Genomic DNA, 12,359 nt, shown 5'->3' on the forward strand with positions numbered 1-12,359 from the left:
CGGCGAGGGGCGGTAGCCAAGCTGGTCAAGGCAGTCGGCTCATAACCGAACGATTCGCGGGTTCAAGTCCCGCCCGCCCTACGTGCACTTGCCCAAGAAGCGCGACCCGCAGCAGGAAGACCACAGCCCCACACCGAACGTGACGTTCGAGGTGACCAGGGGCGGCACGGGCGTGCGCGTCAACGCGTTCCGCATCGGGTTCATGGGCGCGATCGGGGTGCTCGTCGCGCTGGTCGCCGGGTCGATCATCCAGCAGCTGAGCACCGTCCTCGTCTACATCGGAGTCGCCCTGTTCCTCGCGCTCGGCGTCGACCCGCTCGTGTCGTTCCTCGAGCGGCTCGTGCCGCGGTGGGTGGCGATCACGGTCGTCGTCGTCGGCGTGCTCGCGGCGTTCGCGGGCGTGGTGTTCGCGGTCGTCCCGATCCTCGTGCAACAGGCGACGAACCTCATCCAGAACTTCCCGGACGTCGTGCAGGACATCTCGGGGCAGCAGTGGGTGCAGGACCTGTCGAAGCAGTTCAACGGCTCGTTCGACATCGACCACGCGCTGCAGTCGCTGCAGACCTTCGTCGAGAACCCCGGCAACCTGCTGAGCCTCGGCGGCGGCATCCTGGCGGTGGGCAGCGGGATCCTGTCCGGGCTCACCGGCGCCGTCATCGTCATCATCCTGATGCTGTACTTCCTCGCCTCGATGCGCGGCATGAAGTCGATGACCTACCGCTTCGTCCCGGCGTCGCGGCGGCAGAACTTCATCGACGTGAGTGAGCAGATCACCCAGGCGGTGGGGCGCTACGTGGTGGGGCAGATCTCGCAGGCGCTCATCAACGGCATCCTCAGCCTGGTGTTCCTGCTCATCATCGGCGCGCCCCTGCCGGTGCTGCTGGCGTCGTTCGCCTTCCTCGGGTCGCTCATCCCGCTCGTCGGCACCCTGGCAGCCGCGATCGTCATCTCGCTGCTGTGCCTCTTCGCCTCGCCGGCGACCGCCCTCGCGGCCGCGGTCTACTACCTCGTGTACATGCAGGTCGAGGCCTACGTCATCTCGCCGCGCATCATGTCGCGGGCGGTCTCGGTGCCCGGCGCCCTCGTCGTCATCGCGGCCGTCGCGGGTGGCACGATCGGCGGGGTCCTCGGCGCCCTGGTCGCGCTGCCGGTCGCCGCGTCGGTGATCATCATCGTCCAGAAGGTCATCTACCCGCGGCAAGAGCAGGCATGACCGGCCACCAGGACCACGTCGCCGACCGTGACCGCTGGGCGACGAGTCCCCGTGGTCCGCTGGCGCTCGTGAACGCGCAGCGCGTCGACCACGAGCAGCCGGTGTGGCCGGTTCCCGGGCGCTGGGCCCCGGCCGTCGGCGGCCTCACGGTCACCGCCGCGGCCGACGACGGCGTCGTCGTCGACGGCGTCCCGGTCGACGGGACGGTGCTCGTCGCCGGCGACGACGCCGTGGTTCCCTCGACCGTCGCCTTCCCGGACGGGTTCGCCGGCACGGTCTCCCGCGGCACCCTGCGGGTGTGGGACCCGGCGTCCGAGCCGATCGCCCGCTTCGCCCGGATCGCGCGCTTCGACCGGTCCGACGCCTGGGTCACGTCCGGCAGGTACACACCCGTCGCGGGCCTGGAGGCGCGTGCGGACGTCGTCGACGCCGCCGGCGATCCGCTCGAGGTCGCCGGGCACATCGAGACGGCCTTCGGCAGCACGACGGTGCGGCTCGTCGCCGTGCGGTCCGCGGTGTTCCGGGGTTCGGCGCGGCTGCAGCTCATCGTCCAGGACGCCACGGCCGCCCTGCCTGAGGACGATCCCGGCAGCACGTACTCGATGGGCCGGTTCCTGTACCTCGACGACCCCGGCGAAGCCGCCGACGTCGAGCTCGACTGGAACCTGGCGGTCCTGCCGCCGTGCGCGTTCTCGTACCAGTTCGCCTGCCCGATCCCACCGGAGGACAACCGCATCCCGGTGCCGATCACCGCGGGGGAGCGCCACCCCGTCGACACCACGGGTGCCGTCCTGCACTGACCGGAAGGCGTGTGCGGAGCCCGTGCGCGGAACCGGTTCGCGGCCCGATCGCCGCGGTGTGTGGCATTCCCGGGCTGCAGCCTGCATAATGGGCGTGTCCGCGAGGACATCACAATCGCATATCGATGGTTCCGAACGAGAGCCTCCAGTTCAGGTCGATGGGGAAGTCGCACCTGACGAATCGGAGGAACCGTGAACGGAACGACCACCGGGGTGCTCTACGTGCACTCCGCGCCACGCGCGCTCTGCCCGCACATCGAGTGGGCAGCCGGTCGCGCCATGAGCCGTGCCGTGAACTTCTCGTGGCTCGACCAGCCGGCGCAGGACGGCGCACGACGGACCGAGTTCACCTGGACCGGCGCGGTCGGCACCGGTGCAGCGATCGCCTCTGCCCTGCGTGGCTGGGAGCACCTCCGCTACGAGGTCACCGAAGGGCCCACCGACGCCTCGGACGGCGGCCGCTGGATGCACACGCCGGACCTCGGCGTCTTCTACGCGCAGACCGACGTCACGGGCAACATGGTCGTGCCCGAGGACCGGGTGCGCTACGCGATGGAGGTCGCGGGCAGTAACGCCCTCGAGCTCCACCGCGAACTCCGTCTCGCGCTCGGGCAGGCCTGGGACGACGAGCTCGAGCCCTTCCGGCACGCCGCCGAGGGCAACCCCGTGGTCTGGCTGCACCGCGTCGGCTGAGCCGCGCCGCGGCGCCCGTCCCCGTCCCGGCACCCGAGACTCGGCTGGGCGGACACTTTCGCGCTCCCGCGACCCGAGTTCTGTCCGCGGGGCCGAGTCTCGGGGAACGCGCCGACGCGGGTCAGACGCTGCGGAAGGCGACGACCGCGTTGTGGCCGCCGAAGCCGAACGAGTTGCTCACCGCGAGCAGGTCGCCCTGCGGCAGCTCGCGCGGCGCCGTCGCGACGTCCATCACGATCTCCGGGTCCTGCTGCGTGAGGTTGATCGTCGGCGGCGCGACCCGGTTGTGCAGCGCGAGAGCCGTGAAGGCGGCCTCGATCGCACCGGCACCACCGAGGAGGTGCCCGGTCGACGCCTTGGTGGCGGAGACCACGATGGAGTCGAGGTGGTCGCCGAAGACCCGGCGCATGGCGTGGTACTCGGCGATGTCGCCCACCGGCGTCGAGGTGGCGTGCGCGTTGACGTGGACGACGTCCTCACGCGAAGCGCCAGCGTGCTCGAGCGCCTGCAGGACCGCGCGGGCGGCGGCGCTGCCCTCGGGGTCCGGAGCGGTGATGTGGAAGGCGTCCGAGGTGATGCCGGCACCGGCCACCTCGGCGTAGATCCGCGCGCCGCGGGCCTCGGCGTGCTCCTTGGTCTCGAGGATGAGCGCCGCGGCGCCGTCACCGAGCACGAAGCCGTCGCGCGTGACGTCGTACGGACGCGAGGCGGTCTCGGGGGAGTCGTTCCGGCGGGAGAGCGCCTGCATCGCCGCGAAGGCCGCGAGGGGCAGCGGGTGCAGGGCGGCCTCGGCACCACCGGTGATGACGATGTCCGCCTCGCCGGTCGCGACGTGCCGGTAGGCCTCGGCGAGGGACTCGGTGGAGGACGCGCACGCCGACAGGTAGGTGCGGGCACCGCCGCGGGCACCGAACTCCATCTCGATGGCGGCGGCCGGGCCGTTCGCCATGAGCATCGGGACCGTCATCGGCATGACGCGACGGGGACCCTTCTCGCGCAGGGTGTCCCAGGCGTCGAGCAGCGTGTTGACGCCGCCGATGCCGGTCGCCCAGTCGACGATGAGGCGCTCGGGGACGACGGACTCGGCGTCGATGCCGGCGTCGGCCCAGGCCTCGCGCGCCGCGACGAGCGACAGCTGCGACGACGGGTCGAGGCGCTTCGTCTCCGGGCGGGTGAGCTGGTCGGTGAGGAACCGGCGCGCCTGGCCGGCGAACTCGACGGGGAGCTCCAGCTCGGCGTAGCGCGGGTCCTCGATGCGGGTGATGCCGGACTTGCCGGCGAGCAGCGCCTCCCACGTCTCCGGGGCGGTCGCGGCGAGGGGCGTGATGGCACCGATCCCGGTGACGACGACGGTCTTGTTGGTCATGGAACGACGTGTTCTTTCGTGTGGGTGGAACGAGAAGAGCGCCGCGGCCCGCGATTCGCCGGGGCCGCGGCGCTCAGGAAAGCTCGCGTCAGGCCTGCGCCTTGACGATGTAGTCGACGGCGTCGCCCACGGTCTTGAGGTTCTTGACCTCTTCGTCGGGGATCTTGACGTCGAACTTCTCTTCGGCGTTCACGACGATCGTCATCATCGAGATGGAGTCGATGTCGAGGTCGTCGGTGAACGACTTGTCGGCGGCGACGGTGTCGGTCGCGATGCCGGTCTCGTCGTTGATCAGCTCGGCCAGGCCGGCGAGGACTTCTTCGTTGGACAGGGCCATGGGGATTCTCCTTGAGGGGGGTGTCGTTTGACCGTGGACCAGCCTAGGGCACGAGCGGTGCGCGTGCCCGGAGGCTCGTCGGGTGATCGTGCCGGAGCGCGATCGGGATGGGCTAGGGGAGGACGACCACCTGCGCGCCGAACACGAGTCCGGCGCCGAACCCGATCTGCAGGGCGAGGCCGCCCGACAGTTCGGGGTGCTCGTCGAGCAGGCGGTGCGTGGCGAGCGGGATGCTCGCGGCGGAGGTGTTGCCGGTGGTGGTGATGTCGCGGGCGATCACCACGGACTCGGGGAGGCCGAGCTGCTTGGCGAACTCGTCGATGATGCGGATGTTCGCCTGGTGCGGGACGAACGCGGCCAGGTCCGACGGGGCGACGCCGGCGGTCTCGAGCGCTTCGCGGGCGACCTTGACCATCTCCCAGACGGCCCAGCGGAACACGGTCTGACCGGCCTGCCGCATGGTCGGACGCGGCGCGCCGTCGGCCCACTCGTTGTAGGTCGCGGTCATGCCGATGGCGTCCCACTTCGACCCGTCCGAGCCCCAGATGGTCGGGGCGATGCCGGGGAAGTCGCTCGGGCCGACGACGGCAGCGCCGGCGCCGTCACCGAGCAGGAACGAGATCGAACGGTCCGTCGGGTCGACGACGTCGCTGAGCTTCTCGGCTCCGACGACGAGCACGTGGTCGGCGAGGCCGGACTTGATGAACGAGTCGGCCTGGGCGATGCCGTAGGCGTACCCGGCGCAGGCGGCGCTGATGTCGTACGCGGCGGCCGGGGTCGCACCGATCCGCTCGGCGAGCAGCGAGGCCATCGACGGTGTGGCGACGGTGTGCGTGACGGTGCTGACGAGGACGACACCGATCTGCGAGGGCTCGATCCCGGCCTTGGCGATCGCTTCGCGCGCTGCGGCCTCGGCGAGGTCGACGGCTTCGACGTCCTTGCCGGCGCGCTTGCGGGTGATGATCCCGGTGCGCTGGCGGATCCACTCGTCGGACGAGTCGATCGGACCGACCAGGTCGTCGTTCGGCACGACGTGCTCACCACGGGCGGCGCCGAAGGCGAGGATGCGGGTGAACTCGTGGCCGCGTCGCTGCGCGAGGATGGGGCGCGCGGTCGTGTCGTTGCCGGTCATGCGGTTGCGTCTGCTTCCTGGCCCGCGCTCTGCAGCAGGTCGATCGCTGCGGGCAGGTCGTCGGGGGTCTTGATCGCGACGGTCGGCGTGCCGCGGAGGCCGCGCTTCGCCAGACCGACGAGGGCACCGGCGGGTGCGAGCTCGATGATGCCCGTGACCCCGGCGCCAGCGAAGGACTCCATCACGGCGTCCCAGTGCACGGGGCTCGCGATCTGCTGCACCATGAGGTCGACGAAGTGGCGGCCGTCGTCGACGCGGGAGCCGTCGGCGTTCGTCCAGATCGGGAGCGTGGGGTCCTGCACCGCGGCGGCGGCGGCCACCGGCGCGACGCGCTCGACGGCCGGGGCCATGTACCGCGTGTGGAACGCACCGGCCACGGCGAGCGGGATGACCCGCGCCTTCGCCGGCGGCTCGGCGACGAGCGCCGCGATGGCGTCGGCGGCACCGGCGACGACCGTCTGGCCGCCCCCGTTGTGGTTCGCGGGGACGAGTCCGTGGGCTGCGAGTGCTGCGGCGACCTCGTCGGCGTCGCCACCGAGGACGGCGGCCATCGAGGTCGGCTCGAGGGCGGCGGCGTCGGCCATGGCCCGGCCGCGCTCGGCGACGAGGGCGACGGCGTCCGTCGGCTCGAGGATCCCCGCGACGCCGGCAGCGGTGAACTCACCGACGGAGTGTCCGGCGACGCCGCCGACGAGGGCACGGCGGCCGTCGGCGAGGAGCGCGTCGGCCGTGATGAGGCCGGCGGCGACGATGAGCGGCTGCGCGAGCGCGGTGTCCTTGATCGTGTCCGCGTCCGACTCGGTGCCGTGCACGGCCAGGTCGACGCCGATGGCCTCGGACCACGCCCCGACACGGTCACGGACGGCGGCGTCCTCGAGCCAGGGGGCGAGGAAGCCGGGGGTCTGGGAGCCCTGTCCGGGCGCGACGACGACGATCACCGGTCAATCCTGCACGTCGGGACCAACGCGCCCCGTGTGGGCTTCCCACACGAAACGCGACAGAACATTGTGTATGTCCTAGCGCCGGGAGTGGCGCGCACGGCCGCGTTCACCGACGACGGGGGAGACGGCGGCGCCCGACGGTCGACTCCGACATCGCCCCGAGGATGAGTGCCGACTGCACGATGAGGGCGTCGCGGGCGTGCGTGGCGTCCCACCCGATGATGTCCGCGACGCGTCGGAGCCGGTAGCGGACGGTGTTCGGGTGCACGAAGAGCTCGCGCGCCGTGGCCTCGAGCGACCGGCCGGTGTCGAGGTAGCACCAGAGCGTCTGCAGGAGTTCGGTGGACTGGTCCTTCAGCGGCACGTAGATGCGCTGCACGAGGGCCGAACGGGCGAGGGGATCGCCCGCCAGTGCGCGCTCGGGCAGCAGGTCGTCGGCGAGGGCCGGACGGGGAGCGCCGCGCCATGCCCGTGCGACGGCGAACCCCGCGAGGGCGCCCTTCGCGCTGGTCGACGCGTCGACGACTCCGAGGACCTCGTTGCCGAGCACCAGGTGTCCTTCGCCGAAGGACGGTTCGAGGGCCTGCGCGATGGCCGTGAAGGACACCGGCTCTTCGCCCTCGGGGACGTCGTCGCGCGGGGTGGCGCGGCCGATCACCACGACGAGCCGGGACCCCTGCACCCCGATGAGCACGTCCGCGTCCATGTGCCGGGCCGTGCGGCGGATCTGGTCGACCTCGAGCTGCTTCGGGGCGTTGCCCACGAGCACGGAGACCTCGCCGTGGCCGTGCCAGCCGAGCGCGGCGATGCGGGAGGGGAGTTCGTCGTCGTACTCGCCGGAGAGGATCGAGTCGACCACGAGTGCTTCGAGCCGGGCGTCCCAGAGCCCGCGGGCCTCGGCCGCACGGGCGTAGACGTCGGCCGCCGCGAAGGCGATGTCCCGCGAGTACTTGAGGATCGCCTCCTGCAGCATCTCGTCGTCCTTGGCGCGTTCCTCGACCACGGTGACGACCACCCGGATGAGCTGGAGCGTCTGCTGCAGGCTCACCGAGCGGAGGAGCTCGCGGGGTGCGGAACCGAAGACGTCGGCCGCGGCGATCCACGGCGTCGACGCGGTGCCCTCGAGCCAGCTGATGAACGACGTGATGCCGGCCTGCGCCACGAGCCCCACGGCGGAGCGTCGGCCCGGGGGCATCTCGCTGTACCAGGGGAGCGTGTCCTCGAGGCGCTTGATGGTGGCGGTGGAGAGTTCCCCGGACACCTGACGGAGCCAGGAGAGCGCCCGCTCGCGCGCGCTCTCCTGGCTCTCGGAGTCCGGTCGGACCGTCGTCACTCGCTGATCAGCTCTCGCCACCCGCGCTGCCGGTGGTGCCGGCGGTCACGTCGTGCAGGCGGTACTTGTCGATCGCCTGCTGGACCAGCGCGCCGTCCACCTTGCCCTGGCGCGCGAGCTGCTGCAGCGTCCGCACGACGACCGAGGGGCCGTCGATGTGGAAGAAGCGGCGCGCGGCCGGACGGGTGTCCGAGAAGCCGAAGCCGTCGGCGCCGAGCGTGGCGTAGTCGGTCGGGACGAACGGGCGGATCTGCTCCTGCACCTGGTGCATGAAGTCGCTCACGGCGACGACGGGCCCCTCGGTGCCGAGCAGGCGCTCGGTGACGTACGGCGTGCGCGGGGCCTCGTTCGGGTTGAGGAACGCGTGCTGCTCCGCGTCGAGACCGTCGCGGTACAGCTCACCCCAGCTCGTGACGCTCCAGACGTCGGCGGCGACGCCCCAGTCCTCGGCGAGGAGCTGCTGCGCCTCGAGGATCCACGGCACGGCGACACCGGACGCGAGCAGCTGGGCCTTCGGACCGTCATGCTCGCTCGGCTTGAGCAGGTACATGCCCTTGACGATGCCCTCGACGTCGATGCCCTCGGGCTCGGCCGGCTGGACGATCGGCTCGTTGTAGACCGTCAGGTAGAACATGACGTTCGGGTCGGCGTGCTTCGGCGAGCCGTCCTCGTTCGTGCCGTACATCCGGTCGAGGCCGGCCTGGACGATGTGACCGATCTCGTACCCGTAGGCGGGGTCGTAGGCCACCACGGCCGGGTTCGTCGTCGCGAGGAGCGGCGAGTGACCGTCGGCGTGCTGCAGGCCTTCGCCGGTCAGCGTGGTGCGACCGGCCGTTGCGCCGATCATGAAGCCACGGGTCATCTGGTCGCCGGCGGCCCAGATGGCGTCGCCGGTGCGCTGGAACCCGAACATCGAGTAGAAGACGTAGACCGGGATGAGCGGCTCGCCCTGCGTCGAGTACGAGGTGCCGACCGCGGTGAACGCCGCGAGGGCGCCCGCCTCGTTGATGCCGACGTGGATGATCTGGCCCTGCGGGCTCTCCTTGTAGGCCAGGAGGAGCTCACGGTCGACCGACGTGTAGTGCTGGCCGTTCGGGTTGTAGATCTTCGCCGTCGGGAAGTACGCGTCCATGCCGAACGTGCGTGCCTCGTCCGGGATGATCGGCACCACGCGGTCGCCGAAGTCGGGGGAGCGGAGCAGGTCCTTCAGCAGACGGGCGAAGGCCATGGTGGTGGCGATCTCCTGCTTGCCGGAGCCCTTCTTCACGACCTGGTACTTCGCGTCCTCGGGGAGGGTGATCGACGTGTACTTCGTCCGACGCTCCGGCACGTACCCGCCGAGCTCGCGCCGACGCTCGTGCATGTACTGGATCGCCTCGTCGTCGTGACCGGGGTGGTAGTACGGCGGCGTGTACGGGTTCTCCTCGAGCTGCGCGTCGGAGATCGGGATGCGCATCTCGTCGCGGAACTGCTTGAGGTTGTCGAGCGTGAGCTTCTTCATCTGGTGGGTCGCGTTGCGGCCCTCGAAGCTGGGGCCGAGGCCGTAGCCCTTGACCGTCTTCGCGAGGATGACGGTCGGCTGGCCCTTGTGCTCGGTCGCGGCCTTGAACGCGGCGTAGACCTTGCGGTAGTCGTGGCCACCGCGCTTGAGGTTCCAGATCTGGTCGTCGGTGTAGTCCTTGACCAGCTCGAGCGCCTTCGGGTCGCGCCCGAAGAAGTTCTCGCGGACGTACGCGCCGTTCTCGGCCTTGTACGTCTGGTAGTCGCCGTCGGGCGTCTGGTTCATCAGGTTGAGGAGCGCGCCCTCGGTGTCGCGGGCGAGCAGGTCGTCCCACTCGCGGCCCCAGACGACCTTGATGACGTTCCAGCCCGCACCGCGGAAGAACGCCTCGAGCTCCTGGATGATCTTGCCGTTGCCGCGCACCGGACCGTCGAGCCGCTGCAGGTTGCAGTTGATCACGAAGTTCAGGTTGTCGAGGCCGTCGTTCGCGGCGACCTGCAGCTGACCGCGCGACTCGACCTCGTCCATCTCGCCGTCGCCGAGGAACGCCCAGACCTGCTGGTCGGAGGCGTCCTTGATGCCGCGGTTGGTGAGGTACTTGGCCTGCTGCGCCTGGTAGATCGCGTTGATCGGGCCGATGCCCATCGACACGGTCGGGAACTGCCAGAAGTGCGGCATGAGGCGCGGGTGCGGGTACGACGAGAGACCGCCACCGGCGTGCGACTTCTCTTGGCGGAAGCCGTCGAGCTGGTCCTCGCCGAGACGCCCTTCCATGTACGCGCGGGCGTACATGCCGGGGGAGGCGTGGCCCTGGAAGAAGACCTGGTCGCCGCCGGACGGGTGGTCCTGCGCACGGAAGAAGTGGTTGTAGCCGACCTCGTACATGGCGGCGCTCGACGCGTAGGTCGAGATGTGGCCGCCGACGGCGATGCCGGGGCGCTGCGCACGGTGCACGGTGATCGCGGCGTTCCACCGGATCCACCGGCGGTACCGGCGCTCGAGCTCCTCGTCGCCCGGGAACTCCGGTTCGTTCTCCGGCGCGATGGTGTTCACGTAGTCCGTGGTCGGGACCATCGGCACACCGAGGTGCAGTTCCTTGGACCGCTTGAGCAGGCTCAGCATGATCTCGCGGCCACGCTGGTGGCCGTGGGTCTGCACCAGCCCGTCGAGGGACTCACGCCACTCGGCGGTCTCCTCCGGGTCCTGGTCGCTGCTGCCGTGGCTGTACGGGTCCTGGTCGTTCACCGTCACCCTTGACCTCGTTCGTTCTCGTGGTGGTGGACATAGGTGGTCCACCGATCGATCGGGTCGCGACCGGCGGTGGGGCCTCGTCCACTCTAGGCCCCACCGCCGACGCGCAGCCTGATGGTGACGTGCACGTGGACAGGTGCTTGCATTCGGGTGCGGTCGGCGTACGATTGCCGATCGTGCACCCGCGATCCTGCGTGCACGACGACACCGGGCACACCCCACGCCCGAGGAAGAAGCAACGCACTGATGGCTCTGGAGATCGGCTCACTCGCGCCGGACTTCGAACTCCCCAACCAGTTCGGGGAGCACGTCCGCCTCAGCGACTTCCGCGGTGTCCGCCCGGTCGCACTCGTCTTCTTCCCGCTCGCGTTCTCGTCCACGTGCACGAACGAGCTCTGCGCCCTGCAGGACAACATCGCGATGTTCCAGGACCAGCGTGTCGAGCTCGTCGGCATCTCGGTCGACTCGAAGGCCACGCTCCGCTCGTTCGCCGAGTCGAACGGCTACGACTTCGAACTCCTCGCGGACTTCTGGCCGCACGGTGCCGTCTCGAAGGAGTACGGCGTCTTCCTCGAGCAGAAGGGCTTCGCGAACCGCGCGACCTTCGTGATCGACGTGCAGGGCCGCATCAAGGCCTCGATCATCTCCGAGCCCGGCGTCGCCCGCGACGTCACGGAGTACAAGGCGGCCCTCGACCGCCTCGCCGCCTGCAGCACACCCGTCGCCGTCGGCTAGCGTTCCGAATCCCCAGGAAGACGCTGTCGCGTCGGATTGGCGCGCATCGCTCAGCGGCAACGCGAAGCGTTGCGCGGGGCGCGCCGACTGAGCTTGCGAAGGAGGAGGGTGCACGCCATCGACTCGGCTCCCCGTGAGCAGGTGGTCGGCTCGAACCCCGCTGCGCACGCCGATCCGTACGCGCCGTTCCCGGTGACCGCCGACCCCGGCGCGTGGGGCCTCACGCACGCCGTCGTGTCGACCTCGGACGGTGCCGCGGTCGTGCACCACCGCCCGGGCCCCGACCCGCTCCTGCTGCTGCACGGTGTCGCCGGGTCGTGGACGACCTGGACGCCGCTGCTGCGCGCCGCCGACGGCGTCGCCGACCGCGGACTGGTGCTCGTCGACCTGCCCGGGTGGGGATCGTCCGCTGCGCCGCCCGCACCGCTCGACGTCGACGCCTCGGCACGCGTGCTCACCGCCGTCCTCGACGGTCTCGGGATCGTCTCCGTCGACGTGGTGGGGCACTCGATGGGCGCCTTCGTCGCGATGCACCTGGCCGTGACGGAGCCGGCCCGGGTGCGCTCCGTCGCCCTCGTCTCCGGCACCACCGTCGCCACCGCGGACGCCGCTCGGCACCCGCTGCGCGGCCTCCGGACGCTGCCGGCGTTCACGCTGCTGCGCGCCGGGCTCGCGATCGTGGGCGAGGCCGCACGCCCGGTGCTGCGGGGGATCGCCCGGGTCGGACTCCTGCCACTGGTGGCGTCGCCGGTCTTCACGCACGTGCGACGGCTCCACCCGAGCGTCCTCGACGCCTTCGTCGACGAGCTCCGGCCGACCGGCTTCACCGGCGCCGCGCGGTCGGCGGCGCGCTACGACCTCGACGGCTGGGGCGCCGTCACCTGCCCGGTCACCGCGATCGCGGGGCGCGACGACGTGTTCGCACGTGTCTCGGACCTCGACGCCCTCGGTGCGCTCCTGCCCCGGGTGCGCACCGTGCTGCTCGACGACTGCGGGCACTTCGCACACGTCGAGCACCCGGACGCCGTCGCCCGGGTGCTCGGCCTCGCCTGATCGC

The 12,359-nt window shown here is 70.9% G+C and carries 11 protein-coding genes and 1 tRNA gene; 6 read left to right on the forward strand and 6 right to left on the reverse strand.

The features are described 5' to 3' along the window. Positions 1-6: 6 nt before the first annotated feature. From DEJ28_RS07715 to DEJ28_RS07730, 4 genes are all read left to right on the forward strand, one after another. Positions 7-81, forward strand: a tRNA-Ile gene (locus DEJ28_RS07715). A 1-nt stretch (position 82) separates the two neighbouring features. Next, the gene (locus DEJ28_RS07720) at positions 83-1,213 is read left to right on the forward strand and encodes an AI-2E family transporter (protein ID WP_349774948.1); all 1,131 of its coding nucleotides are present in this window, start codon (positions 83-85) and stop codon (positions 1,211-1,213) included. Further along, positions 1,210-2,013, forward strand: coding sequence for a DUF1684 domain-containing protein (locus DEJ28_RS07725; RefSeq protein ID WP_111116255.1), 804 nt, complete (start codon positions 1,210-1,212; stop codon positions 2,011-2,013). Before DEJ28_RS07720 ends, DEJ28_RS07725 begins: the two co-directional genes overlap by 4 nt. A 213-nt stretch (positions 2,014-2,226) precedes the next feature. Continuing rightward, entirely contained in the window at positions 2,227-2,706 is a 480-nt protein-coding gene (locus DEJ28_RS07730; RefSeq protein ID WP_111116322.1) for a DUF3145 domain-containing protein, read from the forward strand. A 121-nt stretch (positions 2,707-2,827) separates the two neighbouring features. Here the strand turns inward: DEJ28_RS07730 and DEJ28_RS07735 are convergent, their stop codons facing one another. The 6 genes from DEJ28_RS07735 to aceE form a co-directional block, all read right to left on the reverse strand. Beyond that, positions 2,828-4,072, reverse strand: coding sequence for a beta-ketoacyl-[acyl-carrier-protein] synthase family protein (locus tag DEJ28_RS07735; protein WP_111116253.1), 1,245 nt, complete (start codon positions 4,070-4,072; stop codon positions 2,828-2,830). An 88-nt stretch (positions 4,073-4,160) separates the two neighbouring features. After that, positions 4,161-4,409 carry an acyl carrier protein gene (locus DEJ28_RS07740; RefSeq protein ID WP_022903951.1) on the reverse strand — a complete coding sequence of 83 codons (249 nt, stop codon included), beginning with the start codon at positions 4,407-4,409 and terminating at the stop codon, positions 4,161-4,163. 112 nt (positions 4,410-4,521) lie between these two features. Continuing rightward, positions 4,522-5,541, reverse strand: a complete 1,020-nt coding sequence (locus DEJ28_RS07745) for a beta-ketoacyl-ACP synthase III (RefSeq protein WP_111116251.1) — start codon at positions 5,539-5,541, stop codon at positions 4,522-4,524. Continuing rightward, complete coding sequence (locus DEJ28_RS07750) at positions 5,538-6,479, reverse strand: ACP S-malonyltransferase (RefSeq protein ID WP_111116249.1); 942 nt, start codon at positions 6,477-6,479, stop codon at positions 5,538-5,540. The genes DEJ28_RS07745 and DEJ28_RS07750 overlap by 4 nt, the downstream gene beginning before the upstream one ends. 109 nt (positions 6,480-6,588) lie before the next feature. Further along, positions 6,589-7,815: a PucR family transcriptional regulator gene (locus DEJ28_RS07755; RefSeq protein WP_111116247.1), complete on the reverse strand. Its 1,227-nt coding sequence runs from the start codon at positions 7,813-7,815 to the stop codon at positions 6,589-6,591. Between the two features lie 7 nt (positions 7,816-7,822). Next, on the reverse strand, positions 7,823-10,567 hold the full coding sequence (gene aceE / locus DEJ28_RS07760; RefSeq protein WP_111116245.1) for a pyruvate dehydrogenase (acetyl-transferring), homodimeric type: 2,745 nt from the start codon (positions 10,565-10,567) through the stop codon (positions 7,823-7,825). Between the two features lie 246 nt (positions 10,568-10,813). Here aceE and DEJ28_RS07765 point away from each other — a divergent pair, with 246 nt between their 5' ends. Continuing rightward, positions 10,814-11,302, forward strand: coding sequence for a peroxiredoxin (locus DEJ28_RS07765; RefSeq protein ID WP_111116243.1), 489 nt, complete (start codon positions 10,814-10,816; stop codon positions 11,300-11,302). A gap of 108 nt (positions 11,303-11,410) precedes the next feature. Next, positions 11,411-12,355, forward strand: a complete 945-nt coding sequence (locus tag DEJ28_RS07770) for an alpha/beta fold hydrolase (protein WP_181433761.1) — start codon at positions 11,411-11,413, stop codon at positions 12,353-12,355. Positions 12,356-12,359 lie beyond the last annotated feature (4 nt).

It is taken from the genome of Curtobacterium sp. MCPF17_002, assembly GCF_003234115.2.
Taxonomy (GTDB): domain Bacteria; phylum Actinomycetota; class Actinomycetes; order Actinomycetales; family Microbacteriaceae; genus Curtobacterium.

Bases quoted from the DNA above. Each gene is read 5' to 3' on its own strand.
- DEJ28_RS07725 (WP_111116255.1), top strand. From the start codon at position 1,210: ATGACCGGCCACCAGGACCACGTCGCCGACCGTGACCGCTGGGCGACG.
- DEJ28_RS07735 (WP_111116253.1), bottom strand. From the start codon at position 4,072: ATGACCAACAAGACCGTCGTCGTCACCGGGATCGGTGCCATCACGCCC.
- DEJ28_RS07740 (WP_022903951.1), bottom strand. From the start codon at position 4,409: ATGGCCCTGTCCAACGAAGAAGTCCTCGCCGGCCTGGCCGAGCTGATC.
- DEJ28_RS07745 (WP_111116251.1), bottom strand. From the start codon at position 5,541: ATGACCGGCAACGACACGACCGCGCGCCCCATCCTCGCGCAGCGACGC.
- DEJ28_RS07765 (WP_111116243.1), top strand. From the start codon at position 10,814: ATGGCTCTGGAGATCGGCTCACTCGCGCCGGACTTCGAACTCCCCAAC.